The 26611-nt window shown below is 68.5% G+C and carries 17 protein-coding genes; 6 read left to right on the top strand and 11 right to left on the bottom strand.

Annotated elements, in window-relative coordinates; translation table 11 throughout:
- The 11 genes from pelF to ACYAF3_RS20925 all read right to left on the bottom strand — a co-directional run bounded on the left by pelF (position 1) and on the right by ACYAF3_RS20925 (position 19416).
- Entirely contained in the window at positions 1 to 1524 is a 1524-nt protein-coding gene (gene pelF, locus ACYAF3_RS20975; protein ID WP_003103472.1) for a GT4 family glycosyltransferase PelF, read from the bottom strand.
- A complete protein-coding gene (locus tag ACYAF3_RS20970) occupies positions 1521 to 2510 on the bottom strand; it encodes a tetratricopeptide repeat protein (RefSeq protein WP_003116464.1) in 990 nt (329 codons plus the stop codon). The genes pelF and ACYAF3_RS20970 overlap by 4 nt, the downstream gene beginning before the upstream one ends.
- The gene (gene pelD / locus ACYAF3_RS20965; protein ID WP_003116463.1) at positions 2488 to 3855 is read right to left on the bottom strand and encodes a pellicle/biofilm biosynthesis GGDEF protein PelD; all 1368 of its coding nucleotides are present in this window, start codon (positions 3853 to 3855) and stop codon (positions 2488 to 2490) included. The genes ACYAF3_RS20970 and pelD overlap by 23 nt, the downstream gene beginning before the upstream one ends.
- Before the next feature lie 5 nt (positions 3856 to 3860).
- A complete protein-coding gene (locus ACYAF3_RS20960) occupies positions 3861 to 4379 on the bottom strand; it encodes a pellicle/biofilm biosynthesis outer membrane protein PelC (RefSeq protein ID WP_003091288.1) in 519 nt (172 codons plus the stop codon).
- 39 nt (positions 4380 to 4418) lie between these two features.
- Positions 4419 to 8000, bottom strand: coding sequence for a tetratricopeptide repeat protein (locus tag ACYAF3_RS20955; protein ID WP_003119775.1), 3582 nt, complete (start codon positions 7998 to 8000; stop codon positions 4419 to 4421).
- The gene (locus tag ACYAF3_RS20950) at positions 7978 to 10824 is read right to left on the bottom strand and encodes a bifunctional glycoside hydrolase/polysaccharide deacetylase family protein (protein ID WP_031756481.1); all 2847 of its coding nucleotides are present in this window, start codon (positions 10822 to 10824) and stop codon (positions 7978 to 7980) included. Before ACYAF3_RS20950 ends, ACYAF3_RS20955 begins: the two co-directional genes overlap by 23 nt.
- Positions 10825 to 11305: 481 nt before the next feature.
- Positions 11306 to 12292, bottom strand: coding sequence for an FUSC family protein (locus tag ACYAF3_RS20945; RefSeq protein WP_031756479.1), 987 nt, complete (start codon positions 12290 to 12292; stop codon positions 11306 to 11308).
- A 12-nt stretch (positions 12293 to 12304) separates the two neighbouring features.
- Positions 12305 to 12877: a cysteine hydrolase family protein gene (locus tag ACYAF3_RS20940; RefSeq protein ID WP_003103486.1), complete on the bottom strand. Its 573-nt coding sequence runs from the start codon at positions 12875 to 12877 to the stop codon at positions 12305 to 12307.
- Between the two features lie 42 nt (positions 12878 to 12919).
- On the bottom strand, positions 12920 to 13363 hold the full coding sequence (locus tag ACYAF3_RS20935; protein WP_003109601.1) for a MarR family winged helix-turn-helix transcriptional regulator: 444 nt from the start codon (positions 13361 to 13363) through the stop codon (positions 12920 to 12922).
- 147 nt (positions 13364 to 13510) lie between these two features.
- The gene (gene gdhB, locus ACYAF3_RS20930; RefSeq protein ID WP_003103491.1) at positions 13511 to 18373 is read right to left on the bottom strand and encodes an NAD-glutamate dehydrogenase GdhB; all 4863 of its coding nucleotides are present in this window, start codon (positions 18371 to 18373) and stop codon (positions 13511 to 13513) included.
- A gap of 272 nt (positions 18374 to 18645) precedes the next feature.
- Positions 18646 to 19416 carry a hypothetical protein gene (locus ACYAF3_RS20925; RefSeq protein ID WP_003091293.1) on the bottom strand — a complete coding sequence of 257 codons (771 nt, stop codon included), beginning with the start codon at positions 19414 to 19416 and terminating at the stop codon, positions 18646 to 18648.
- A gap of 339 nt (positions 19417 to 19755) precedes the next feature.
- Here ACYAF3_RS20925 and ACYAF3_RS20920 point away from each other — a divergent pair, with 339 nt between their 5' ends.
- From ACYAF3_RS20920 to ACYAF3_RS20895, 6 genes are read left to right on the top strand one after another with little or no spacing between them, the layout of a single operon-like run.
- Positions 19756 to 20736 carry an AAA family ATPase gene (locus ACYAF3_RS20920; RefSeq protein ID WP_003103494.1) on the top strand — a complete coding sequence of 327 codons (981 nt, stop codon included), beginning with the start codon at positions 19756 to 19758 and terminating at the stop codon, positions 20734 to 20736.
- 10 nt (positions 20737 to 20746) lie between these two features.
- Positions 20747 to 21685, top strand: coding sequence for a DUF58 domain-containing protein (locus ACYAF3_RS20915; RefSeq protein WP_003091295.1), 939 nt, complete (start codon positions 20747 to 20749; stop codon positions 21683 to 21685).
- A complete protein-coding gene (locus ACYAF3_RS20910; protein ID WP_003107434.1) occupies positions 21682 to 22176 on the top strand; it encodes a DUF4381 domain-containing protein in 495 nt (164 codons plus the stop codon). The genes ACYAF3_RS20915 and ACYAF3_RS20910 overlap by 4 nt, the downstream gene beginning before the upstream one ends.
- Positions 22169 to 23191: a vWA domain-containing protein gene (locus tag ACYAF3_RS20905; RefSeq protein WP_004350938.1), complete on the top strand. Its 1023-nt coding sequence runs from the start codon at positions 22169 to 22171 to the stop codon at positions 23189 to 23191. Before ACYAF3_RS20910 ends, ACYAF3_RS20905 begins: the two co-directional genes overlap by 8 nt.
- On the top strand, positions 23188 to 24948 hold the full coding sequence (locus ACYAF3_RS20900; protein ID WP_003119769.1) for a VWA domain-containing protein: 1761 nt from the start codon (positions 23188 to 23190) through the stop codon (positions 24946 to 24948). The genes ACYAF3_RS20905 and ACYAF3_RS20900 overlap by 4 nt, the downstream gene beginning before the upstream one ends.
- On the top strand, positions 24945 to 26576 hold the full coding sequence (locus tag ACYAF3_RS20895) for a BatD family protein (protein ID WP_003113945.1): 1632 nt from the start codon (positions 24945 to 24947) through the stop codon (positions 26574 to 26576). The genes ACYAF3_RS20900 and ACYAF3_RS20895 overlap by 4 nt, the downstream gene beginning before the upstream one ends.
- Positions 26577 to 26611: the final 35 nt, after the last annotated feature.

Here is a 26611-nt window from a genome sequence, read left to right as displayed (position 1 = left end):
TCATGCAATCTCCGTGGCTTCGCGGTACAGCCCGCGGTAACGTCCGAGCATCAGCGCCTCGGTGTAGTAGCGTTCGACCCGTTGCAGGCCGACTGCCTGGGCCGCCTGCCAGCGCTGCGGATTGCGCAGCAGGGCGAGGATCGCCCGCGAAGTGGCCTGCGGGTCGGCGATCGCCACCACCTCCCCGGCGCGACCCAGGGCGCGATCTTCGGCGTCGGCGCCTTCGATCAGTTCGCGGCAGGAGCCGACGTCGCTGCTCACCACCGGGGCGCCGGCAGCCCAGGCTTCGAGGATCACCAGCGGCTGCGCTTCGCTGATCGAGGTGAGGACCATCAGGCCGAGTTGCGGCAGGACCTCGCCGATCCGACGGAAACCGAGGAACTTCACCTTGTCTTGCAGGCCGAGGCTGGCCACCAGGCTGCGGCATTCGCTGGCATAGTCCGGATCTTCCTCCTCCGGACCGACGATCCAGCCCTCCGCCTCCGGCATCGCGCTGACCACCCCGCGCATGGCGCGGATGAAGGTCTTCACGTCCTTGATCGGCACTACCCGGCCGACCAGCCCGACCACCGGCGGAATCCCCGGCGGCCGCCGTTCGAGGGCGCCGGCCCAGGCATCGAGGTCGATGCCGTTGGGGATCACCCGGGTGCGCCGTGGCTCGGCGCCATCGAGTACCTGGCGCTGGCGGTTGCCTTCGTAGAGGGCGACGATCGGATTGGCCGCGCGATAGGTGAGCAGGCCGACACGCTCGAAGAAGCGGATCCACAAGCGACGGATGTAGCTGACCTCGGCATCCAGTCCGGTACTCAGCTGCTCGTCGGGGTTCTCCGCGATCCAGTTGGCCTGGGCCAGGTCGATCTTGCGCTCCTTGGTGTAGATGCCGTGCTCGCTGAGCAGGTAGCGGCAGCCCCAGCGACGTTGCAGGATGCAGCCCAGCAGGCCGGCGTAGCCGGTGGAGATCGAGTGCAGCATGCGCGCCCGCGGCATCCGCCGGGCCGCCTCGGCGAGCATGAACACCGGCGCCTGCATCGAGCGCAGGGTCCAGAAGTAATTGACGAAGGACGGATCGGTGCAATAGCGCTCGTAGCCTGCGGTGATCGCCTCCCAACTGGCCTTGCTGTGGAGAAAGTCCTCGCGGCCGATGCGGCCCTCGGCGAGCAGGTCGAGCAGCGCGTCGCCCTCCTCCACGTCCGGCGTCTCCGGGTAGTGGAAGAAACGGTGCAGATCGCGCAACGCCTTTTCGGTCTCGCTACTGCCCTGTCGCGTCTGCGGGTTCGGCGAACTCCAGGCGGTTTCCAGGAAGTGTTCCTCGATGTGCAGCACATTGTCCGGGATCGGGTAGTGGCGCTTGCCGTAGGCATCCTTCTGGCCGCCGATGAAGAACACCGAGAAGGTCAGGTCGGGGAGACCGAGGATCAACTGGTTGACCCAGCTGGAGACGCCGCCGCGGACATAGGGCCAGGTGCCCTCCAGCAGCAGGCAGACATCGGCGACGGGCGCCGTCGGAGCGGTGTGTTCGGTCATGTCCAGTATCTCGCCAGGGCCGCGAAGGGCGGCCGTTGCAGCATGTCGTCGGGCATTCCGGCGAGAAGCCGGGGGATGTCCCGGTAGCGCCGCTGGAAGAACGCCACCTCGGCGCGGAACGGCGCCAGCTGGGCGCTATCGATTCCCGCCTCCTCGGCGGCCTGGAGGGCGCGTCCGGCATCCTCCAGGCGGCCTTGTTCGAGGGCGATGCGCCCGGCCAGCAGATGCAGGTCGGCCGAGGGTGCGCCGCGCAGCGCCTGGTCGGTATGCTCGCGCGCCTGCTCGAGGATGTGCTCCAGCACGCTGCCCTGGGCCAACCCCAGGTAGGCCAGTTCCCAGTACCAGCGCGCCAGGGTTCCGTGCAGCGCGCCGCGTCGCGCCGGCGTGGCGCCGGCGAGGCGGCCGAGGGCGGCCTCGATGCGCTGGTTGATCCGGCTTTCCTTCTGGTCGAGCATCGAGTAGGCCAGCAGGCGGACGTCGTCGGCGGGGTCGCGCAGGGCCAGCTTGAGGATCGGGATCGCCTCCTTGCCGGGCATCCGCCGGGTGGCGAAGATCGCCGTGAGCCGCTGGTTCGGGTCCGGCGCATGGCGCAGGACGTCCTGCAGACCGCCGTCGCTGAACATCATGTCGAGGCGCTTTTCCTTCGGCCGGAACGGCAGCTCGGGGACGCCCATCGCCTGCCAGGCCTGCTCGCCACGCTGGCGCGGCAGGTACAGCGCCGGGAATACCGCCGCAGCGACGCCGACCGCTCCGATCAGCGGCACGAAGAAGGCCAGGCTGAAGAGGAACAGCGGGCTCCACGGCAGCGGGAACTTGTAGCGCCGCGGCAGCAGCAGCCATACGCCGACGCACAGCAGCGCGCTGCCCAGGCCGTGGGCGAACAGGTAGAGCGCCAGCGCCTGGCCGAACGGCAGGTCGGCGAAGACGCTCGCCCAACTGCTCAGCTCGAACAGGAAGGCGCCGCTAAACAGCCACTTGCTGATCATTCAGGCCGCACTCGTTGAAAAGGAAATGTCCCAGCGCCTGCCGATCGTTGCCGGCGTCCAGTTCGTACTGGCGGATGCGCACGCCCAGCGACTCCAGCTCGCGGGCCTGGCCGAAGCGTTCGGCGAAGAGAATCCTCAGGCGCTGCAGATACCCCTGGGAGCCTTCGGCGGAAGTCAGCGGCAACAACACCAGCAGGACCCGCCGGCCCTCGTCGTTGCGCAGTCGCAACTGCACGTCGAGGCCACGCTGGCTGCCTTCCAGCAGACGCTGGACCTCTTCGCCGTAGCGCGCATCGGTCAACTCGAAGGCATACAGGCAGGCCGGCAACCCATGGTCGCGGGCGTCCAGCAGGGAGCGCTTGAGGTACTGGGAGAAGCGCTGGGCGTCGATGTCGGCCAGTTGCAGTGCGCGACGGTCGCTCTGCAGCAAGTCGGCGATGTGCCCGGCGAGGATCGCCAGCAGGCTGAAGGTACGTTCGTTGAAGACGAAGAATGGCATCTGCTCCACCGCCAGTAGGGCGAGGATCCGCCCATCGGTGTCGACCAGCGGCACGCACACCTGCAGCGCGCTGTGCGCACGCTGCTCGCCGCGCTCCAGCAGTTCCTGGCGCACGCTGACCAGTTCGCCGCGCTCCAGGCAGGTGCGCACCAGCAGATCGTCGGCGTCCAGCGCCGGCATCTCGCCGAGCGTCGCCAAGGATTGCGGCTCCGGGGTGCGGTCGTGGCGCACCCGGTAGAGTCCGGCGATGCGCAGCGAACCGTACTGGGCCAGCAGCGCCAGCACGGTTTCCGCCAGCGCATCGAGCGGTGCCTCATCGCCCGGCAGCTCGCGCAGCAGTTGTCGCAGACCGAGCAGCGAACTGCGCAGGCTCTGGTCGTTGCCGGCGACCCGCTGTTCCAGGCGATCGTGGGAGATGCGCAGGATGTGATGGGCGCGGGTGAATTCGTCGAGGCGCAACTGGCGGTACTCGTTCGCCAGCTCCAGGCGCTCCAGGCGGCGTTCCCAGATGTCGCGGAACTCGCCCACCAACATGGCGCAGAGCAGCACGCCGACGATGAAGGCCGCCGGTACCTGGGCATAGGCCTCGACGCCCTGGACGCGAAACGCGAACAGCGCCGCCACCAGCAGCGCCGCGCTGGCCAACCCGCGGACGAAGCCGTAGCGCATGCCCAGCAACAGGGGCGCGAGGATCACCCAGGGAAAGGTGGCGTTGACCTGCAGCGGGTCGTCCGGGCTGAACCACCAGCCCAGGCCCAGCGCGAGCGCGCTGATGACCAGCGTCTCGACCCAGGAGACGCTGCCGCTGGCGCGCGGTGCGAGGGCGAAATCCTTGTGCGCGGACATCGCCGTCACTCGAGCCGCAGGTCGCCGACCAGCTCGCGCAGGACTTTCTGCGCGGCGCCCGCCAGGCTTTCCCGGGACCAGCCGGCGCGCGCCCCGCTGGTGCTCCAGAGCACCCGCCCGGAGGCCGGCTCCAGCACCTGCAGGCTGACGCCCACCGCCGGCTCGCCGTCCAGGCCGTTCTTGTACTGCCACTCCTCGACGCTGCCGGTGACCACGTAGGCCAGCTTCTGCTGGCGTGCCCAGTCCAGCGCGCGCTGCTGGCGCTCGCGGTCGTCGACCAGTTGCAGGTCGCCTTGCGGTTGCGCCGGGTACAGGCGCGGCCGCACGCCCTCCTCGGCCAGCACGCTGAGCAGGATCTGCTCGGCACGCTCGCCGGCCTGCGGCGCCTGGGAGTAATTGAGCAGCGGCACCAGGCCCCACTGCGCGCCGCGCGCCAGCGGCGTAGCGCTTTCGCTGGTGAAGCTGGAGCAGCCCGCCATGAACAGGGCGACGGCCGCGAGAGCCAGGCAGCGGATGGATTGCATGTTGTGTTCCTCCTGTTGAATTCCGTATCCGGGCCGCGTTCAGCGGCCGAAGCGCGTGCTGTAGGTCACCCCGAGCGTGCCGCCGGCATCGCCGCCGCCGCCCTGGGGAGCCGACTGGTAGCCGAAGGTGAACGCCAGTTCGTCGTCGCCCAGCAGCTCCATGCCGATGCCGAGATCGATGCCGTAGTTGAACTCCTTCTCTGTCCACTGCCAGCCGGCCAGGGTGTCGACGATCCAGGTGTATTGCGGACGGCTGCGGTTCAGCGCGCCAGGGAAGCCACGGCGCCAGGTGCTGCCGAGGTAGACCTGGCCATAGCGGTCCTGCAGCAGGTCCTGGCTGCGCGCGCCATCGAGCGCCAGCGCACCGCCATGGGCCGCCAGCAGGTCGTCCGGCACGCGGTTCTCCAGGCGATTGCGCTGGTAGTCGATGCCGCCGCGCAGTTGCCAGGCCGGGCCGTCGAAGAACAGTGTGTGGGCCCATTCCAGGGACAGCGCCTCGCCGTTGCCGAGGTCGTCGCCCTGGCGGGTGGAGAAGCGGTTGTGCGCCAGCGACCAGCTCAACTGGTCGCGCCCGCTGAGGGTGTGGCGGCCGCCGAGCCGTAGGCTGTCGCGCATGCCGAGGGCTCGCATCAGGCCGGTCTCGTCGGTCTCGCGGTGCCAGTCGAGGCCCGCTTCCAGTTCGTCGCGCGAGCTCAGCCGCCAATTGCGCAGCACCCCCAGGCCGTGGCGGTCCTCGTCGTCGCGCCAGCTGCCATCGAGCGTCGCCGCGGCGAAGCCATCGGCCAGTTCGCGCCGCAACGTCAGCCTGGCGTTGCGTTCGCTACCGAGGAGCGAGCTATCCAGCGCATCGCCGTGATAGCGGCCACTGCCCAGTTCGAGATCGGCGTACCAGTCGTCGCCGAGGTGGCGCGCCGCGCGCAGCGTCGGCCCCTTGAAGTCGAGACCGCCGAAGTCGCGCTTGTTCCAACCCAGTTGCAGGCCCTGGGGAGTGCGTTCGAGGATTTCCGCCGCCTGCCGCCGCAGCTGCTCGCGGTTGTCGCGCGAGTGGCCGTCGCCCAGTGCGCCCAGGGCCTCGCCCAGCGCTTCGCCGCCATGGCCGAGACGCACCAGCGCCTCGACCCGCTGCGCCGGATCCAGCTCGCCGCGCTCCAGCAGGCGTTGCAGGGCGGCGCGATTCTGGCTGCGCAGGGCGGCCTGGATCTCTTCGTTGCGCCCGATCTTCAGGCCCCGGCCGCGCGCCCAGGCCAGCCAGTCATCCTTCAGCGGCTCCTGGTTGGTGGCGGCGAGCTGGTCGAGGAACTGCTCGAACCACAGCTGCAGCATCGCCGGCTCGCCATTCCAGGCCCGCCGCGCCTCGCCCTGGGCGAGCAGCGGCCCCTGGGCCACGGCGAGCAGGCGCAGGTAGGCGGCGAAGCTGTCCGGGGTGGCCCTGACCGCCTCGCGGTCGAGCCGCCGGAGCAGTAGTCGGCGCAGGCGCAGGGCCTTGTCCTGGTAGCCGCTGGCATCCAGTGCGTCGGCGTAGGCGGCCTGCACCAGCCAGTCGTTGGGATTGGACTTGAGGTACAGGCGGAACCAGGCCAGCGCCTGGTCGTTACGCTCGAGCAGCAGGCTGGCGCTGGCGAACGGCAGCCACAGCGTGCTGTCCCGCAGCGCCAGGCCATGCCACTGCGCCAACAGGGGCGCCAGGCTGTCGCGACGGCCACGGTCGATGTAGAACCAGAGCAGGCGTTCGCGCACCAGGTTCTCGCCGGGGAAACGCACCAGGGCTTCCCGGTACAGACGCTCGGCGACGTCGCCATGGCCTTCCTGTTCCGCCAGCCGCGCCCTGGCCACCCAGTAATAGGGGCTGCCCTGCGCTTCCGGCAGGCCTTCGGCCTCGGCCAGCAGGCTCTTCAGGGCCGGCCAGTCGTGGAGGTTCTCCGCCAGTTGCAGGGCGCTGGCCAGGCGCCGCGGATCGCGGCTGCGCTGCCAACTGCCGATAAGCACCTGCAAGGCCTGCTTCGGATTGCTGTCCCGGTACAGGGCGATCAACTGGTCCTCGTCGCTGCTGTTCAGGCGGATGTCCAGGGCCAGCATGCGCTCGTAGGCGGCGCGGGCATCGTCGTCCTGCTCCAGGGCCCAGGCCAGCGCCGCGCGCAGGCGCCAGAACTCCGGCTCGCGGATCGCGCGGGTATCCACGCCGGCGAGGACCTTCCAGGCCTGGCGCGGATCGAACAGGTTCCAGTGGGTTTCCGCCCACTGCATGCGTTCCTTGACACTCAGCGGGAAATGCCGGGCCATCCGCGCCCAGACCCCGGTCTCTTCCTGCAACTGCTGGGTGTGTTCGAGAATCTGTTGCAAGCGCTGCCAGGCCAGGCGCTGTTTCGGATAACGCTGCACGTAGCCGCGCAGCCATGCCTCGCCCTCTTCCGGCGTGCCGCGGGTTTCATGGCTGTAGACCAGCGCATCGAGTTCCTCGTCGGTCATCTGTCGCTGCGCACCGATGGGCGCCAGCAGCTCGATGGCGCTGTCGAAATCGAACATCTGCAGCGACAGGCGCCAGGCATGCCCGCGCAGGGCCGGGTCATCGGCGCCGGCCAGCAGTTGCTTCCACAGGCCCAGCGCCCGCGGGCCGTTGCCGGTCCATTCGCCAAGGCGCGCGAGATCGGCCAGCAGCGTCCTGTCCTCCGGGCGCAGGGCCAGCAGCTCCTGGCCGACCTCCCAGGCCCGCTCGACCCGCCCGGCGGCCATGTTCAGACGCAGGTCGGCGGCCAGCGCCTCATGGTCCTCGGGGCGCAATTCGCGCCAGCGCCGGATGAAGCGTTCGGCCAGGTCGTAGCGCTGGCTGCCTTCGGCGGCGCGTACGCCCTGGGCGAGCCAGGCCAGGGTCGATTCATCCTCCGGCAAGGCGTCCAGCCGCTCGTCCAGCAACAACGCCGCCTGTTCGCCGCGCTCGCCAGCGAGCAGGCTGGCGAAGGCCTGGCGCAGATAGGCCAGGCGCTTCGCCGGCTCGGTTTGCGCTTCGGCCAGTTGCCGCTGGATGTCCGCCGCCGGCAGCGGCTCGCCGGAAGCCAGGTACCAGCGCGCCGCCTCGTCCAGCCAGCGCTGCCGGCCCTGCGGGTCGCGGCCGGCCAGTTCGGCAAAGGTCCGCGCCGCCAGGTCCGGCGCGTCCAGGGCCAGGGCATGACGGGCAAGTCGTTCGAGCATGGCGTCGTTCAACGAAACGTGCTCGATCTTGCGCAGGCGCTCCAGCAATCGGCGCGTCTGCTCCTCATCCATGCCCTCGGGCCTGGCCAGGGCGCCAAGGATGTCCAGTTCCACCTCGTAGAACGGCGTTGCCAGGCGGTCCTTGCCGCGCAGACGGGCGAGGTGATGACGCGCCTGCTCGAAGTCGCCGAGCTTGACCAGCAGGTCGATCAGGGTCAGGCGCAGCGCGTCGTTCTCCGGGTGCGCCTGCAACAGCAGTTCGGCGTAGTTCACCGAGACCGCGTCGGGCTCGCCATCGCCGCTGGGCATGAATACTTCTTCGCTGTTGAAGGTCAGCCACAGCACCAGCGCCACCCCGAGAGCGACCGGCAGCAGGGCCCAGGGATTCAGCAGGCGCGCCTGGGGATGCTTGTCAGCGGCAGACGAGTTGGCCATCGCGCACCTGCTCCATCGGCAACTCGAACGTCCACAGGCCGTTGCCGGCCTTTCCCGGGAAGGCCTTGCCGGCCGCACTCAGCCGGCAATCGCCCGCCGCGCGCACCACCAGGCGTAATGGCAGGTGCCCGGCGAAGGCGAACTCGACGCGGCCATCGTCGCGGTAGCGCCAGTGCTTCAGCGGCAGGTTGGCCTCCTCCAGCGCCGGCCGCGGATCGCGGCTGTCGCGCAGGACCAGGCGCGCATTCGCCGCACTCAGGTGCACATAGCGCCCCTGGGGCAGGTCGCGCACGCCCGCGACTCCCGTGGAGCGGCCGAGGTCCGGCCAACCCAGCGCCGGGTCCAGGCGCACCGTGCGCAAGGCGGCGAAGCCACGCAGTTGCCAACTGCCATCGGCACGCTTGGCCAGGCTGGCGCGATGCAGGCCTTCCAGGCGCGGGATGTAGTCGCTCATCCACAGCGACAACGGATGCTCCGCCTGCATCGCCGCGTAGATCTGGTGCATGGTGCGGATCGAGGCCTGCTTGGTCCCCGAATAGAAGTGGTAGTACAGGTGCAGGCCGCGCAGGCGGCGCGGGCTGTCGGTCAGGGCGAAGGTATCGATGACGCCGCGGAAGCCGTAGTACGGCCCCTGCCAGAGATTGGTGTAGACGTTCTCGTTGATGATCGGCGCGTAGTACTGCACGCCGCCGCGGGTGGGCCGGATCAGCGGGTAGAGTCCGGTCAGCGAGGGAAAGGCCCGGGTCAGCGCGGTATTGCCGCCGTTGACGTTCATCAGCCCGGCGTCGTAGGCGAGCTTGATGGTGGCGGCGTCGGGCAGCGCGTCGCCGGACCAGAAGATCATCTTGACCGGCTTCCGCGGGGTGGTCAGGCGCTGCTCGATGTAGTCGCGGGCGCCGATCACCTCGCGTACGAAGTCGACCTTGTCGTAGCCCGGGATGGCCATCTTGTAGCCATACTGGGCCTCGAAGTTCTCGCCCTGCTCGGCCAGTTGCGGCTGCCAGAAGAACGGATGGCTGAAGGTATGGCTGGCGACCTCCACCTTGTCGTCGGCGAAGATGCGCCGGGCGATCGGCTCCAGTTCCCTGGCCAGGTGCGGGTACATGCCCTTCGGCCCGACCTCGCCTTCGATCACCGAGACCGAGGTGAGGAACGGATAGGGCTTGATGAAGTCCTCCAGCACCTGCTGGCCTGCATAGGGACTGCCGGGCACCTCGGCACGGGAGACGAAGCCGTCGCCATCGATGTGCACGGTGGCGATGCGCCGGCCATTCTCGGTGGTCGCGTCGGGACTCGGCAGCGGCACAAGACGCAAGGCCTTGCGCAGGAAGGCGAACGGATCGAGGATCCAGCGCCGGTGCTCGCTACCCTCCTCCAGCACATAGGGCGCCAGGGCGAAGCCCCCCCAGTCGGCGGTCGCCACCGGCACGTACTCCTTGCCGTCGCCCTTGAGCTTGAGCGCCGGGGTCACCCGCGCCGGATCGAGTACGGTGAGCGCCGGCAGGTCGCGGATCCGGATCACCAGCGGCGCTTCGAAGGAACCAAGCAGCGCCTGGTCGTGGGTCTCGGTGCTCGGCTTGACCTTGAGTTTCTGCGACAGTCGGCGAATACCCAGGCGCTGCAACAGGCCGTCGTTCTCGGTAGGCAGGCCGGCGAGGAACGCCACCGGCACCTTTTCGTCGAGACGTGCAGCGATCCAGTTGTCGAAGGCGTCGCTGGCCAGCGGCGGTCCACTGGTCATCCAGGTGACTACCCCGGCGTAGAGACCGCTCAGCGGACGTTCGGGCAGCGGCTGGTCGGTGGGCAGGTAGTCGACCCGATAACCGAGGTATTCGAGCAGGCCGCCGAGGTAGACGTGACCGGGGCTCAGGGTCAGGTCGCCCTCGCGGGGATCGTAGAGCAGCGCGATGCGTCGCGGTTGCACCTCGACGTCGCTCACCCCCAGGTAGTCCAGCGCCGGGGTGCTGACGAACGGCACGTAGCCTTCGCTACGCAGGCGCGCAGCGAGCGTGCGCGCCTCGTCACGCCGCTCCGGCGGCAGGTAGTCGATGGCGACGATGGGCATGCCCTGGGCGCGCAGGGCATCCAGGTGGCCCTTCAGCCAATCGCGATCCTCCTGGGGCACCTCGCGGTATTGCCCGGCAGCGGCGTCCCAACCGGCATGGATCGACTCCACGGCCACCGCCGACGCGACGCCGGGCAACTCCGGCAGCACTTCGAAACCGCGATTGAAAAACAGCTTGAGGCCCGGCTCCTGGCGATGCAGCTGGGCGAGGAAACTGGCCAGCGCCCGGCGCTGGCCCTCGCGGCGCTCCTCGGCCTGTAGCTGGAAGCTGTCCAGGGTATCGAGGAACAGGCCGGCGTAGCCCTGTTTGCGCAGCTCCGCGGCGCGCTTGAGCAGGTGCGCCCGCCAGCTCGGCGCGGCGAGGTCCATTACCTGGCTGTTCCAGGCTTGGTTGCGGACCGCGCTCTTGCCCCGGGCCAGGCCGCTGTCGGCGATGGCGGCGGCGTCGCCGTCGAACTCGCCGACCGACAGATAGGCGAAGGGCGTGCTGCCCTGCTCTTTCAGATACCCGACATCGGCCGGCTTGAGGTGCGCCGCTTCGAGCACCACCCAGTCGAACTGGGAAAGCTCGGCCAGCGGCGGCCGCTCGGCGTACCAGAACGCCACGCTGGACGGCCCGCCGGCAGCCCCTGCGGCAGTGCCGGCACAAAGCGCCAGCGCCAGGCCGGCAAGCCAGGCGAGCGGGCGCTCGATGGGTCGAAGGGTGTTACGGCGGGACGGCAGACGCAGCACGGCGATTCCTTTCTTGCTGAACCGCATGCCCAGCCTACGCGGCAGGGTCGATACCGACCGAAGCGGCAGGTCGGAAGCATGGATGCGGTTTCCGGTGGCAACGTCGAATCCCTGACAGTGCGGGCACAGCCAAAGCAGCCGCAGGCGATTAACGTCAATCTAATGACTAAATATGCTAATTGCTAAATTTTTAAGCGGAAACTGTCAATTTTTAGGCACATACATGACGCCATGGTGTCCTTTTGCCTGCCCGTGACGCTTTGCAGGTCAACTCCGCGCTTTCCGAGACACCGGTGTGGCAAAGTGGAAAGCCCAGGTTTCACGCACTTCATCAGGAAAGTCGACGGCCCTCCGGAAGCCCCCGGAAGTCACTTCGTCTAGACCCATCGGTTCGGTAGATGCCGTTCGCTAATAACTAAATATTTATTAAATCCGTGAAACAGGTTGTCTTTTCCGGCCAACGAAAGGCGCCGGGCATTTGGCGCACGCGCGTGCGGTCGCACCGCCTTCAGTTGCGTGCGAGGAACCGCACCAGCCACACCGAGGCGACGCCTATCGCCCCACCCGCCAGTACTTCGGCGACCCGCAGCGAGGCGACCAGGGGCGACTGCTGAATCGCCCAGGAGGCGCAGGCGATGCACGCGCAACGCGCGGCAAAGCCTGTCGCGTAGTGACGGAATCCGACGAGGGTGAGGACCGAGGCAAGAGTCGCCAAGGTGTGGACCAATAGAACATGCGGTAGAGCGGCCCCTACCGCGAGGCCGAGCGGTACGCCGAGCAGCGCGCCAAGCCCGCGATCGCGCAGCTTCAGGTGCGCGCTGGCGGCATTGCCGGTAACCACGCTGGCGGACGACCAGATCGCCCACTGGCCGTATTCGATGTGCCGCCACGCCACCAAGGTCGCGCTGCAGGCTACGGCGAGTGTGACCGCCAACACAGCCTGGAGCAGCTCGTCATGCGCGGCCGCGTGGCCCGTCAAGTGCGCCCCACGCCAGCGCAGCAGGGTGCCGTAACGGCGTGCGAGCGCTGCGTGGCGCAAGGTATCGACACCGGCGAGCGCCACCGATGGTAGCATCGCGACGACGAGATACGGCACCAGGGACAGCGCAGCGCGGTGCGTCGCGGCAACCTCGCAGGCCAGATAGAGCACAGGAATAAAGACGAAATTGCCCAGCGTGCGCAAGCGCGTATCCAGGCCGGATAGCGCGACAGCAGCAGCGGCGAGCGCTGCGCAAGCGATGGCAAACGCCGCTCCCCAGGCGAGCGCGAACGACAGGCCGAGAAAGCCGAGGATGATCGCCACCCCCTGGCCGAGCGCCGCGAGCGGTGCGCTACCGACCCGCTCGACGACGACCGCCACGGAGATCGTCGCGATATTCGCCAGCAGCCAGTTGGCATCGCCGCTGGCGCTGTAGAGCACGAACAGCGGCAGCGACACGGCGAGCGCGCGCCCCATGGCGCGGCCGTCGAACAGGCGTGTCAGCGAGGCGCACACACGACGCGCCGCCTAGAGCGCTGCCAACTGGTCGAGCGTGACGATCCGCGCGATGCCGCCCAGGACCTCGATGGAGCGCCGGTGCTCCTCGTCGCTGGCCGCCGCGCAGGCCTCCTCCAACACCAGCACTTGGTAGTCGCGATCGTGCGCATCGCGCGCGGCGGCCTGCACAGCCCAGGTCGTACTGACACCGGCGAGCACCAGGCGCTCGATCCGCCTCGCCCGCAACACGGCCTCCAGGCGCGTGGCATAGAAGGCGCTGATGCGCGGCTTGAGCACTTCCATCTGCACGGCATCCCGCTTCAGGTCAGGATGAAATGCGCAACCGCGCCCGCAGAGGTCGAGAGCGCCGAGTGCCTGCGCGGCAGCGAAGATCGGCGAATGTTCCGGCAGGTCCGGATAGCCGGGCTCGAAGCCCACCCTCACCGCGATCCGCAGCCAGCCACGCTGCTCGGCGACGGCGAGAGCGCGGTTGAAACGCGCGACCACGCCACGCAAGGCGGCCTGTTCTGCACAGCGGGCAATCCTACCGTCGGGATGCATGATATCGACGATGTAGTCGAGACCGATCAGTGCTGTGTTCATCGGGAACTCCTCTTCCATCTGCCGGAACCCAAAGCCCTGGATTCAGGGCTCCTCGAATTGCGCCAGGCGTGTCAGCAACGGACCGGCCGCCGCCAGCAGGGCGCGCTCGCTCTCGTCGAGACAGGCGTGCATGGCACGCACCAGCCATTCTTCGCGCTTGGCGCGGTTGCCGTAGAGATTTCGCCGGCCCTCCGAGCTCAGCGACACGCGGGTTCTGCGCCCATCTTGCGGATCGGCGTGACGGACGATCAGCCCTCCGCGTTCCAGTTCGCGCAGCAGCGCGGCCAGATTCGACGAGCGCATCCGCTCGGCGGCGGCCAGCTCGGAAGGTGTGACGTCGCCGCCAAGGCGGTCGATCGCGCCAAGCACGACCAGTTGCGAGAATTGCACCGGATCGGCCTGCGCCTCGCGACGCAGGCGGCGGGTCAGGGTGGTGACCTGGCTGCGCAGATGCGCTGCCAGTTGGAGATCCTGGTTGGTGGGCATATTTATCTACATAATCATAGCTATATTTTCATAGCAAAATAACACATCCAACGCCGCCCGCCATGGGACCCGACCGACGGCACGACAGCTGAAATGAAAGAGCCCCGCACTAGGGCGGGGCTCTTGCTTGCCGTCAGTCCGGTCGCATCAGGGGATGCAGACACCGTGCTGGCTGCTCTGCGCCAGGTCCATCAGCTCGCGGTTGGCCACGGCGTACATGGCGTAGTCGGTACCCGACGCGGCACGCAGTTCGACCAGCATCGCCCGCCAGCGCTCGACCAGCGGCAGGTGCTGTTCCAGCCACAGGCCGACGCGAGCCTCGACCTCCTTCGGTCCGTCCTGCATCTGCAACACCGAGACGGTGATCGCCCGCTGCTGCCAGTCGAGGTCGTCGCGGAACGCCTCGCGGGCCAGCGCCTGCCAGTTGTTCTCCACCGGCAGGTTGGTGATCTGTTGCAGGTACCAGGTCAGGTCCAGCGCGCTGCCCACGGCGAAATAGGCCTTGGCCACTTCCGCGGTGTCCTGGCCGGTCACGTCGGACGCCTCGATGATCGGCAGCAGCGTGTACAAGTGGCTGGTACCGGCCACCATGCGTGCCAGCAGTTCCGGCACGCCGGCGTCGACGTAGGTCTGGTAGCGCGCCTGCCACAGCTCGCGGGTCGGCCCTTCGAGCAGCTCGTTGAGCTTCAGGCCGAGGGCGGCGATGCGCGGGCCGAAGTGGGCCACGTCGCGCGCCGCGTCCAGCTCGTTGCGGCGGCTGCGGAGGAACCAGCGGGTGGCGCGGCGACCGAGACGCATCAGTTCGTCCATCAGGGTCAGCTGGATATCAGCGGGCACCTGGTAGTCGAGGTTCTCGATCTGGCGGAACCAGTGCGGCAGGTGGAACACGTCGCGGACGATCACGTAGGCCCCGGCGACGTTGGCCGCGCTCATGCCGGTGGACTCCTTCAGGCGCTGCACGAAGGTGATGCCCATGTGGTTGACCAGGTCGTTGGCGATCTGCGTGCTGACGATCTCGCGCTTCAGGCGATGGCGGCGCATGGCGTCGCCGAACTTCTCCGCCAGCAATGCCGGGAAGGCGGTCTCCATGTCGCGGGTCAGGTAGTCGTCGTCCGGCACCAGCGATTTCAGCAGCGATTCCTTGAGGTCGATCTTGCTGTAGGAGATCAGCACCGACAGCTCGGCGCGGGTCAGCCCCTGGCCGGCACTGATGCGTTCCGCCAGCTCCTCGTCGGAAGGCAGGAACTCCAGGGCGCGATCGAGCTTGCCACGCGCCTCGAGGTCGCCCATCAGCCGCTTGTACTCGGCGATCCGCTCGCGGGCGCGACGTTGCGCCAGGGACAGCGCCTGGGTCTGCTTGTAGTTGTTGCCCAGCACCAGGGCGCCGACCGCGTCGGTCATCTTCACCAGCAGCGCGTTGCGCTGCTTCTCGGTCATGTCGCCGGCCTGCACCACTTCGTTGAGCAGGATCTTGATGTTGACCTCATGGTCGGAGCAGTCCACGCCACCGGCGTTGTCGATGAAGTCGGTGTTGTTGGCACCGCCGTGCAGGCCGAACTCGACCCGCGCCAGTTGGGTCATGCCCAGGTTGCCGCCCTCGCCCACCACCTTCGCGCGCAGCTCGCGGCCGTCGACGCGCAGACCGTCGTTGGCCTTGTCGCCGACATCGGCGTGGGTTTCCTTGCTCGACTTCACGTAGGTGCCGATCCCGCCGTTCCAGAGCAGGTCGACCGGCGCCTTGAGCAGCGCATGGATCAGCTCGGTGGGCGCCAGCCTGTCGGCCTGGATGTCGAAGCGCGCCTTCATTTCCGGGGTGATGGCGATGCTCTTGGCGCTGCGCAGGAAGATCCCGCCGCCGGCGGAGATCAGCTTGGCGTCGTAGTCGGCCCAGCTCGAACGCGGCAGGTTGAACAGGCGCTGGCGCTCGACGAAGCTGCTGGCGGCGTCCGGGTTCGGGTCGATGAAGATATGCATGTGGTTGAAGGCGGCCACCAGTTGCAGCTTGTCCGACATCAGCAGGCCGTTGCCGAACACGTCGCCGGCCATGTCGCCGATGCCGATGACGCTGATGTTGTCCTTCTGCACGTCGATGCCGCGCTCGCGGAAGTGCCGTTGCACGCTGACCCAGGCGCCCTTGGCGGTAATCCCCATGCCCTTGTGGTCGTAGCCGGCGGAGCCGCCCGAGGCGAAGGCGTCGCCGAGCCAGAAGCCGTACTCGGCGGCGATGCCGTTGGCGATGTCGGAGAAGGTCGCCGTGCCCTTGTCCGCGGCGACCACCAGGTAGGGATCGTCCTCGTCGTGGCGGACCACGTTGGCCGGCGGCACCACTTCGCCTTCCTTGAGGTTGTCGGTGATATCGAGCAGGCCGGAAATGAAGATCCGGTAGCAGGCGATCGCCTCGGCCTGGATCTCGTCGCGGCTACCGCCAAGCGGCAGGCGGCGCGGGACGAAGCCGCCCTTGGCGCCGACCGGCACGATCACCGCGTTCTTCACCTGCTGGGCCTTGACCAGGCCGAGCACCTCGGTGCGGAAGTCTTCCTCGCGGTCCGACCAGCGCAAGCCGCCGCGAGCCACCTTGCCGCCGCGCAGGTGCACGCCCTCGACGCGCGGCGAGTAGACGAAGATCTCGTACTTGGGCACCGGCCTGGGCAGCTCCGGAATGGCCTTCGGGTTGAACTTGAAGCTGAAGTAGCTCTTGTTCTGGCCGTTGCCGTCGGGCTGGTAGAAGTTGGTCCGCAGGGTCGCCTTGATCAGGTCGAGGTAGCGCCGCAGGATGCGGTCCTCGTTGAGCACCTGGACTTCGTCGAGGGCACCGAGGATCGCCTGCTCCAGCTTCTGTTGCTTGTCTTCCAGGTCTTCCGCGGTGAGTTTGCGCGCCAGGTAGAAGCGGGTCTTGAACAGCCGCACCAGCTCGCGGGCGATGTCGGTGTGGGCATTCAGCGCACTGGCGATGTAGCCGAGGTCGAAGCCCAGGCGGATCTGCTTCAGGTAACGCGCGTAGGCACGCAGCAGGGCGACGTCGCGCCACGGCAGGTTGGCGGTCAGCACCAGGCGGTTGAAGGCGTCGTTCTCGGCGTCGCCGCTGACGATGTGGACGAAGGCGTCCTGGAGGATCTCGTTGAGCTGCTGGATGTCCACGTCCAGCCCTTCGGCGTAGGTGAAGGCGAAGTCGTGGATCCAGTATTCGCGGCCGTTCTGGTGGCGCAGGCGGTAGGGGAATTCGCCGAGCACGCGCAGGCCGAGGTTCTCCAGGATCGGCAGGACGTCGGACAGGGCCAGCGGGGTGTCGGCGTGGTACAGCTTGCAGTGCAGTTGCTGCTCGCCCTGCGCCAGCGGCTGGTAGAAGCTCATCACCAGCGGGCGCTGCTCGGAGAGGCTGAGCAGGTGCTGCAGGTCGACCACCGCGAAGTGCGGGGCGAAGCGCTCGCGGTAGCCGGCCGGGAAGCCTTTCGGGAAGTCGGCCAGGACGTTGGTGCCCTTGGCCTCGCCGAGGTTTTCCACCACCAGGCTGCTGTAGTCGTCCTGCCAGGAACGGCAGGCCTGGATCACTTCTTCCTCCAGGCGCGCCGGGTCGATGTCGATGCGCGACTTCGGGTCGACGCGGAGGATGAACTGCACGCGGGCCAGCACCGACTCGGAGAAGAAGGTCCAGAACTCGCAGTCGCTGGCCTGCAGGCGCTCCATCAGGACCTGCTGGATCTTCAGGCGCGTCTCGGTGGAATACACGTCGCGCGGCACGTAGGCCAGGCAGTAGCAGAAGCGACCGTAGGGGTCCTTGCGCAGGAACACGCGGATCTTGTTGCGCTCCTGGATGCGGACGATCGCCAGGGCGGTGCTGAACAGCTCGTCCACCGGGGTCTGGAACAGGTCGTCGCGCGGCAGTACTTCCAGCACCTGGGCCAGTTCCTTGCCGAGGTGGGCCTTGGTGTCGAAACCGGAGCGCCGCATCACTTCGGCGACCTTGCCGCGGATGAAGGGGATGTCGTTGACGCTCTCGTTGTACACCGAGGAGGTGAACAGGCCCATGAAGCGGCACTCGCGGATCACCCGGCCCTTGCCGTCCAGCTCGCGGATCGACACGTAGTCCGGGTAGGCCGGGCGGTGCACACGGCTCGGATGGGCAGCCTTGGCGAAGGACAGCAGGACCGGTTCGCGCAGGTAGGCGACGGCATAGTCCTCGATGTGCAGGTCATCCTTGCTCAGGCCGGCACGCAGCAGACGGGTCAGGCCGAGGAAGGATTTCTCGTCGTAGACCATGCGCCCGCCGTCGGCCTCGTCGGCGACGCTGAATTCCTCGTAGCCGAGGAAGGTGAAGTGGTTGTCCAGCAGCCATTCGAGATAGCTGCGTACTTCCTTCAGTTCCTCCGCCGGCACCTTCAGCTTGGCCTTGCCAAGCCAGGTCAGCAGTTCGCGGGCCTTGGCCTTCATCGGTTCGAAGTCGGCGACGGTCACGCGTACTTCACCGAGCACTTCCAGGATGGCCTTCTCGAGCGCCCGCAGTTCGCCGGCGTGGGCGCAACGGTCGATCTCCAGGTACATCAGCGATTCCTGGCTGACGTCCTTGCCCTGGCTACCCTTGGGCAGGATTTCCTTCAGCTCGCCCTTGGCCGAGCGGCGCACGCTGAGGACGTTGGTCTGCAGGGTATGGATGCTGTAGCCGCGGCGGTTCAGTTCCATGCGCACCGAGTCGACCAGGAACGGCAGGTCCGGGTGCAGCACTTCTACCGCGGTGTGGGTGGATTGCCAGCCGTGCTTCTCGTAGTCGGGGTTGTATACGCGGACTTCGGGCTGGTCGCGGTCGAAGCGCTCCAGCAGGCGCCAGGCGGAAAGGGTGCAACCGACCAGGTCGGAAAGCCGACGCTGGGTCAGTTCATCGAGGGAGATCAGGCTGAAGAACTGTTCGGCGAACAGCGTGACTTGTGGTAACGCCTTGTCGCCGAGGTGCTGCGCCAGTGCCGTCTGCAGTTGATGCTGGAAATCGGCTTTGCTGGCCGCGGTGAAGAACGCCATGGTTGTACTCCGCTTGGCTTGTTATTTCATGGAGGCGAGCGGTTCGCGGGAAAGGTCGCGAGCAACGCACCTTCGGACCGACCCTCGCTGCGTCCATGAAGTTCAGCAGAAGCTGAGCATTAATCCAGGCAGGCAGGCGCACAGCAAAGGCTGACCGGCAACCGCCCTTTTCGGCGAGCGACCCGCCGGTCATATCCGACAGAGCTTAACGAGCCGGCAAGGCAAAACACTTACCGTGCTGCGACATATTCGTTCACCCCGGGAGCATCGGCTCACTGCACCGGCAGGAAATGCATGAACAGCAGTCCCTGGGCGTAGTTCACGCTGATCCGCCGGTAGCGTTCGCCGAGCACCTCGGCGAGCAGGTCCAGGCGCGCGACGATCTTGGCGAACTCGCGGGCGTAGCTGAGGTTGCTGGCGTCGTCGGTGAGGGCGTTGGAAAGCAGCAACGGGGCACCCTTGTCGTCCTTGCGGGTAGCCAGCATCCAGGTGGCGACCTCGACGTTGCGCGCGGCGTTGTAGACGTACTGCGCGTCGATCCCCTGGTAGACGTAGAACTCGGTGCGCCCGCCATGGGCGGTGATCAGCATGCTGGCCAGGGAGTATATGAAGGCACCGACGCGGTCGCCCTTGAACGCCGGATCGAGGGAGTAGGACAGTGCGGCGATGTCGCGGCGGCCGCCCAGGTCGCTGAGTTCGCGGTTCTGCTCGATGGCCCGGCGGATCGCCAGCTCGGCGTCGGCCTGGCTCGGCAGGCCGGTCTTCTTCCATTCGGCGGGATTGCGCTTGTACAGCTTCCAGAGCAACTGGTAGAGGCTTTGCAGGTTGTCGCGCATGGCCAGGGTGGCCATGCGATCGGCATCGGTCTGGAGGAATTCGCCAGCGCGCATCGAACCCTGGCTGGTGTCCTCGCCGGCGGCGTTGCGCGGCGCGTTCGAACATCCGCTGGCGAGCGCGCCGAGCAGCAACAGCAGCCCACCGACCCAGCGCCGCCACCCACGCCGGGCGCGGCCCTCCCCCTTGCGCCGGGCAAGCCCCGGCAATGTCGCTCCTGACAAACGCTCTGTCCATTCGCTGTTCGCATCGCGGAAACCGACCCGCCTGAGCCGGCGAAGTTCCCCGGGCGCGTCGATCCGCCGCGCTTCGCGAGGCAGGTCACGGCGAGAGGCGGAGGCTTTTCACCGGCATACCCGCGCGGGTTCACGAATAGGCGCGGCACGAGCGTCGGAGAGTACGCTAGGCAGTCGCCGTGCGCTAACATGTGCGGGATCGGGGGGCGTCATCCGCCGCAGAGCGGAGCCTTCTCCCCGCCCGCGCGCGCCGGCCTCGCCGTGCGCCACCGAGCGACACCCCAGCAGGCCTTGGAACCGGTAGTCCAGACAATGAGCAACGAGCCAGAAAGCACGCAGCACAAGAGCGCCCTGCAGGGACTGAAGGGCTACCTGTCGAGCCAGATCCTCGGCCAGGAAAAACTCGTCGACCGCCTGCTGATCGCGCTGCTAGCCGACGGCCACCTGCTGGTGGAAGGCGCGCCGGGACTGGCCAAGACCAAGGCCATCAAGGACCTCGCCGAAGGCCTCGAAGCCGAGTTCCACCGTATCCAGTTCACTCCCGACCTGCTCCCCGCCGACATCACCGGCACCGAGATCTACCGTCCGGAGACCGGCACCTTCGTGTTCCAGCAAGGCCCGATCTTCCATCACCTGGTGCTGGCCGACGAGATCAACCGCGCCCCGGCCAAGGTGCAGTCGGCGCTGCTCGAAGCCATGGCCGAGCGCCAGGTTTCGGTCGGCCGCAGCACCTACGACCTGCCACAGCTGTTCCTGGTGATGGCGACACAGAACCCGATCGAGCAGGAAGGTACCTACCCGTTGCCGGAAGCCCAGCTCGACCGCTTCCTCATGCACGTCAAGATCGGCTACCCGGAGGCCTCGGTGGAACGCCGCATCCTCCAGCAGGCGCGTGGCGAGGCACTGAACGGCGAGGCCCGGCCGGAGCGCCGGGTGACCCAGGAAACCATCTTCGCCGCGCGCCAGGAAATCCTCGGCCTGTACATGGCCGACGCGGTGGAGGAATACCTGGTGCAACTGATCATGGCCACCCGCACCCCGGCCAAGCACGACGCGGAACTCGCCGAATGGATCTCCTACGGCGCCAGCCCGCGCGGCTCCATCGCCCTCGACCGCTGCGCGCGCGCCCACGCCTGGCTGGCCGGACGCGACTTCGTCAGCCCCGAGGACATCCAGGCGGTGCTGTTCGACGTGCTGCGCCATCGCCTGATCCTGACCTTCGAGGCGGAAGCCGCCGGCATCGACCAGGACCGGGTCGTGCAGCGCATCCTCGACGTGGTCGCCGTGGCCTGAGGCCGCCGCCATGCTGAGCGCCGCCCCGGGCGTCGAACTGGGCCTCGACGAGCTTCTGGAAATGCGCCACCGGCTCCACGAAGCGCGCCTGTTCTCCTCGCAGAACCGCCGCAGCCCACTGGTCGGCCTGCATCACTCGCGCCTGCGCGGACGCGGCGTGGACTTCGACCAGGTGCGCATCTACCAGCCCGGCGACGACGTACGGACCATCGACTGGCGCGTCACCGCGCGCACCCGCGAGCCGCACACCAAGCTGTTCCACGAGGAACGCGAGCGACCGGTGTTCGTCCTGGTCGAACAGAGCCAGCGCCTGTTCTTCGGCTCCGGCCTGTGCTTCAAGGCGGTGCTGGCGGCACGCGCGGCGGCCTTCATCGGCTGGTCGGCGCTGGCCCACAACGACCGTATCGGCGGCCTGGTATTCAGCGACCGCGACTGCCACGAAATCAAGCCGCGACGCAGCAAGCACAGCCTGCTGCAACTGTTCAACCAGCTATTGCGGGCCAATCGCGAGCTGCGCGAGACGCCGGCCGAGCGGCCTGGCGAACTGTTCGGCCTGGCCCTGCGCCGCGCCCGCGAAGTGCTGCGCCCGGGCAGCCTGATCCTGGTGCTGTGCGACGAGCGCACCCTCAATGACGTCGCCGAGCAGCAACTCAGCCTGATCGCACGCCATACCGACCTGGTGCTGCTGCCGCTGTCCGACCCGCTCGACCATGCCCTTCCCGCCGCCGGACTGCTGCGCTTCCGCGAAGGCGCCGCCGACCTCGAGCTGGACACCCACGCCGACGAGCTGCGCCAGGCCTATCGCGAACTGGCCGAGGCGCGCCGCGCGCGCTGGCAGCGGCTGGCCCAGCGACTGGGCGTGCCGCTGCTGCCGCTGTCGACCCAGGAAGACCTGGTGGAGCAGTTGCGGGACCTGCTGGAACAACACCAGCCGGGGTATCGCGCATGAACCCGCTCGACCGGCTGGAACCGCTGATCGCCCCCCCGCCCGTCGGCTGGTGGCCGCCGGCGCCCGGCTGGTGGTTGCTGGCCGCCCTGCTGCCGTTGCTCGGCTGGGGGCTCTGGCGACTGCGCCGGCACCTGCCGCGGCGCACCATCGCCACCCGCGGCGAAGCGCCGCTGGATCCGCTGCGCGAAGCGGCCCTGGCCGAACTGGCGGCGCTTGCCAAGCCCTACGGCAGGGCTTCCGCCGGACCCTGGCTGCAAGCCATCAACGGCCTGCTCAAGCGGGTCTGCAGGGCGCGCTGGCCAGATAGCGGCAGCCACGCCCTCAGCGGCCGCGCCTGGCTGGCGTTCCTCGACAACCGTTGCCCGGCCGCCGGCCTGACCCGCTGGATGATCCTGGTGGAAGGCGGCTACCGCGCCGACTGCACCCTCGACGACAAGGCCGTGGACGGCCTCGACGCCGCCGTCGCCACCTGGATTCGCAAGCATGTTTGAGTTCGCCTGGCCCTGGGTCTTCGCCCTCGCCCCGTTGCCCTGGCTGCTGCGTCTGGTGCTGCCGGCCGCCGACAGCGGCGAGGCGGCGCTCAAGGTGAGCTTCCTCGACGAACTCGAAAGCCTCGCCGGACGTCGTGCCCGCGCACGCCTGCCGGCCTGGCGGCAGCAGGTGCGCTTCGCCCTGCTCTGGTTCCTCCTGCTGCTCGCCGCGGCCCGCCCGCAGTGGGTCGGCGACCCCCTGCCGCTACCCGCCAGCGGCCGCGACCTGCTGCTCGCGGTGGATGTCTCCGGTTCCATGGACTACCGCGACATGCGCTGGCAGGACGACGAGATCAGCCGCCTGGAACTGATCAAGAAACTCTTCGGCGACTTCATCGAAGACCGTCGTGGCGACCGCGTCGGCCTGATCCTGTTCGGCAGCCAGGCCTACCTGCAGGCGCCGCTGACCTTCGACCGGCACACCGTGCGGGTCTGGCTGGACGAGGCGCAGATCGGCATCGCCGGCAAGAACACGGCGATCGGCGACGCCATCGGCCTGGCGGTCAAGCGCCTGCGCCAGCGGCCTGCGGAAAGCCGGGTGCTGGTGCTGATCACCGACGGCGCCAACACCGGCGGACAGATAGCCCCGCAGATCGCCGCGCAACTGGCCGCCGAGCAACAGGTGAAGATCTACACCATCGGCATCGGCGCCGACCCGCAGCAAGGCGGCGTGCCCGGCCTGTTCGGCTTCAACCCGGGGCTCGATCTCGACGAGCCGACCCTGCGCGGTATCGCCGAGAGCACTGGCGGCGAATACTTCCGCGCGCGATCCAGCGCCGAGCTGGAAAGCATTTCCGCGACCCTCGACCGCCTCGAACCGGTCGCCCAGCAGACTACCCGGGCGCGCCCGGCCCTGGCGCTGTACAGTTGGCCGCTGGCCGCCGCCCTCGGCCTGAGTGTGCTGCTGGTGGCGCTGGAACTCTGGCCACGGGAAAACCGGACCTGGCCGCGCCGCCGTTCCGGGAGGCAACCATGAACCTGTTGCTGGACGCCTGGCCGCACTGGCTGCGCCCCTACTGGCTGCTGCTGGCGCCGCTGCTTGGCTGGTTGCTGTGGAAGCTGCTGCATCGCCAGCGTCGTGCCGGACGCTGGCAGTTGCTGTTGCCGACGGCCTTCCAGCCCTGGCTGCTGGTCGGCGGCGCCGGGCGGCAGAACCGCATGCCCTGGATCTGCCTCGGCATCGCCTGGCTGCTGGCCCTGCTGGCCTTGCTCGGGCCCAGTTGGCAGCAACTGGAACAGCCCTCGATGAAGCGTAGCGACCCGCTGGTGGCGATCCTCCAGCTGACTCCCGGGATGCTTGCCGGCGACCTGTCGCCGACCCGCCTGGAGCAGGCCCGGCGCAAGCTGCTCGACCTGCTTCGCACGCGCAACGACGCGCAGACCGCGATCGTCGTCTACGCCGGCAGCGCGCATACCCTGGTGCCGCTGTCGGACGACCAGCTCACCGCGCGCAACCTGCTCGACGCCCTGAAACCTTCGATCATGCCCGAGCCCGGCCAGCGCGCCGACCTCGCCGTGCGCCAGGCCCTCGACCTGCTGGAACAGGGCGCCCAGGGCCGCGGCCGCCTGCTGCTGCTGACCAGCGAGCTGAGCGAACCCGAGCGCCAGGGCATCCGCAGCGCCCTTGAGCACCGGGCGGCGCGCCTCGCCGTGCTCGGCGTCGGCACGCCGAAGGGCGCTCCGGTGCAGCAGGAGGATGGCAGCTTCCTCAAGGACGACCAGGGCGGCATCCTCCTGCCCAGGCTCGACGAAAGCGGGCTGCGCCGCTTCGCCGCGGAGATCGGCGCCGGCTACCAGCGCCTGCGGCCGAACGACCGCGACCTCGACAGCCTCGGCCTGCTGGCCCGCGGCGGCACGCTGGAGGAAGATCGCGAGAACGCCCTGCTGCGCCTGCAGCGCTGGGCCGACCAGGGTTACTGGCTGCTCCTGCCGCTGCTCCTGCTGGCCGCCTGTGCCGGACGGCGCGGCTGGCTGTTCTGCCTGCCGCTGTTGATGCTGAGCCTGCCGCAACCGGCCATGGCCTTCCAGTTCGAAGACCTCTGGCTGCGTCCGGACCAGCAAGGCCAGCGCCTGTTGCAACGGGGCCAGGCGGACGAGGCGGCGAAGCGCTTCGAGGACTTCCGCTGGAAAGGCCTGTCGCTCTACCAGGCCCGCGACTACGCCGCCGCGGCCCAGGCCTTCGCCCAAGGCGACCAGGCCGACGATCACTACAACCGTGGCAACGCCCTGGCCCGCCAGGGCGAACTGGAAGCCGCCGTCGACGCCTACGAACAAGCCCTGGAGCGCCAGCCGCAACTGGTCGCCGCGCAACGCAACAAGGCCCTGGTCGAGGAACTGCTGCGCCAACGCCAGGAACAGGCGGCGCAGCAGCAGGCCGGCGAGAACAAGGAACAGCGCCAGGAAGCGAGCCAGCAGAGCCCGCCATCCGGAAGCAGCCAGCGGCCGCCGCGCGACGCGGCGACCGTCGATGCGCAGAAGGCCCAGGCCGCGGCGCCCTCGACCAGCCTGCCGGAAGACGAAGGCGAGAAGACCGCCGGAGCACCCGGCCAAGCGCAGCCGCAGCCCAACGCCGAGGACGAGCGGACGGGCGACGAGGAAGCCGACGACGGACTCGACGACGAACGTCGCCAGGCCCTCGAGCAATGGCTGCGACAGATTCCCGACGATCCCGCCGAATTGCTGCGGCGCAAGTTCTGGTACCAACAGCAGCAACGCCAGGAAGCCACGCCATGATCCGCCTGTTCTGCAGCCTGCTTCTCGCGCTCCTCTGCGTTTCCGCCCATGCCAGCTTCAGCGCCAGCGTCGACCGCGCCCGCCTGACCGAAGGGGAAAGCGTCGAACTGACGCTGGAATCGGACGACCCGACCCTCTTCGGCAAACCCGACCTGAGCCCGCTGGACGCCCTCTTCGAGGTCCTCGGCACGCGCCAGGTCAACCGTCTCGCCACGCAGAACGGCCGGGCCCAGGCCACCACCCGCTGGATCGTCACCCTCCTGCCGAAGCAGAGCGGCTACGTGGCGATCCCGCCGATCAGCCTCGGCGCCAGCAGCACCCAGCCGATCAGGCTGCACGTACTGGAGGCGCGCGACCGCGCCAAGAGCAGCAAGCTGGCGCCGGTCTTCATCGATGCCAGCGTCGACCAGGAGACAGTCTACGTGCAGGCCCAGGCGATCCTCACCCTGCGCATCTACCACTCGGTGTCGCTATACGACGACAGCAGCCTGACCCCGCTGGCGATGAACGACGCGAAGGTCGAACAGCTCGGCGAGGCGCGCACCTACGAGAAGGAGATCAACGGCATCCGCCACGGCGTGATCGAGGTGCGCTACGCGATCTTCCCGCAGAAGAGCGGCACCCTGGAGATTCCTGCGCAAGCCTTCAGTGCGACCCTGGTCGACCGTGGCAGCGACGACTACAACCCCTTCGGCCCGCGCCCCGGCCGGCAGATGCGGGTGACTTCGCCGAGCATCCCGCTGCAGGTCCGGCCCAAGCCCGCCGACTATCCGGCCGACGCGCCCTGGATGCCGGCCCGCGCGCTGAGCATCAGCGAAAGCTGGAGCCCGCAGCCGGAGCAGGCACAGGTCGGCGAATCGCTGACGCGCAACGTGCTGCTGAAGGTCGAGGGGCTTTCCGGCACCCAGCTTCCGCCGTTGCCGCTGCCCGACGTGCAAGGCCTGCGGCGCTACCCGGACCAACCGCAGCTGGCCGACCAGAGCACCGACCAGGGCCTCATCGGCAGTCGCGAGGAGCGCGAGGCGCTGGTGCCCGAGCAGGCCGGGCGCATCGAGTTGCCGGCGCTCGAAGTGGTCTGGTGGAACACCCGCGAAGACCGCCTGGAGCGCACCAGCCTGCCACCGCGCACCCTGGAAGTGGCCGCCGCGCCGCAGGCCGAGGCGGAGCCGCCGGCGGCGGCGCTGCCGCTCGGCGAACGCCTGGAGCCGACGCTCTGGCCCTGGCAACTGGCTACCGCCGTGCTGGCCCTGACCACCCTGCTCGGCTTCGGCCTCTGGTGGCGCGCCCGCCAGCTGCCGGCGGTGATCCGCGCCGCGGCCAACGGCCCGAGCAGCCGCAGCCTGCTCGACGAGCTGCGCCGCGCCTGCCTGGCCAACGATCCCCAGGCGACCCGCCAGGCCTTGGACGCCTGGGCCCGTCAGCAACCCGATACCCTGGCCGACATGGCGGCCCGCTTCGTACCGCTGTCCGACGCCCTGGATGGCCTCAACGGCGCGCTGTACAGCGAGAGCGGCCATTCCTGGCAGGGCGAGGACCTGTGGCGGGCGATCCGCGCCCTGCCCACCACGGAACAAGCGCCGGCGGGAGCGGTCGACAATGGCGGCCTGCCACCGCTCTATCCGCGCTGAACGGCGCTATGGTTAGGACTGGCACGACATTCCGA

The sequence above is a fragment of the Pseudomonas sp. TZ252 genome (assembly GCF_056110345.1).
The sequence above is the reverse complement of the archived record's forward strand: the minus strand, read 5'-3'. Positions and strand labels throughout refer to the sequence as shown.

Coding starts and splice junctions, on each gene's coding strand:
- pelF (WP_003103472.1), bottom strand. CDS start 1,524: ATGACCGAACACACCGCTCCGACGGCGCCCGTCGCCGATGTCTGCCTG.
- ACYAF3_RS20970 (WP_003116464.1), bottom strand. CDS start 2,510: ATGATCAGCAAGTGGCTGTTTAGCGGCGCCTTCCTGTTCGAGCTGAGC.
- pelD (WP_003116463.1), bottom strand. CDS start 3,855: ATGTCCGCGCACAAGGATTTCGCCCTCGCACCGCGCGCCAGCGGCAGC.
- ACYAF3_RS20960 (WP_003091288.1), bottom strand. CDS start 4,379: ATGCAATCCATCCGCTGCCTGGCTCTCGCGGCCGTCGCCCTGTTCATG.
- ACYAF3_RS20955 (WP_003119775.1), bottom strand. CDS start 8,000: ATGGCCAACTCGTCTGCCGCTGACAAGCATCCCCAGGCGCGCCTGCTG.
- ACYAF3_RS20950 (WP_031756481.1), bottom strand. CDS start 10,824: ATGCGGTTCAGCAAGAAAGGAATCGCCGTGCTGCGTCTGCCGTCCCGC.
- ACYAF3_RS20940 (WP_003103486.1), bottom strand. CDS start 12,877: ATGAACACAGCACTGATCGGTCTCGACTACATCGTCGATATCATGCAT.
- ACYAF3_RS20935 (WP_003109601.1), bottom strand. CDS start 13,363: ATGCCCACCAACCAGGATCTCCAACTGGCAGCGCATCTGCGCAGCCAG.
- gdhB (WP_003103491.1), bottom strand. CDS start 18,373: ATGGCGTTCTTCACCGCGGCCAGCAAAGCCGATTTCCAGCATCAACTG.
- ACYAF3_RS20920 (WP_003103494.1), top strand. CDS start 19,756: ATGAGCAACGAGCCAGAAAGCACGCAGCACAAGAGCGCCCTGCAGGGA.
- ACYAF3_RS20915 (WP_003091295.1), top strand. CDS start 20,747: ATGCTGAGCGCCGCCCCGGGCGTCGAACTGGGCCTCGACGAGCTTCTG.
- ACYAF3_RS20910 (WP_003107434.1), top strand. CDS start 21,682: ATGAACCCGCTCGACCGGCTGGAACCGCTGATCGCCCCCCCGCCCGTC.
- ACYAF3_RS20905 (WP_004350938.1), top strand. CDS start 22,169: ATGTTTGAGTTCGCCTGGCCCTGGGTCTTCGCCCTCGCCCCGTTGCCC.
- ACYAF3_RS20900 (WP_003119769.1), top strand. CDS start 23,188: ATGAACCTGTTGCTGGACGCCTGGCCGCACTGGCTGCGCCCCTACTGG.
- ACYAF3_RS20895 (WP_003113945.1), top strand. CDS start 24,945: ATGATCCGCCTGTTCTGCAGCCTGCTTCTCGCGCTCCTCTGCGTTTCC.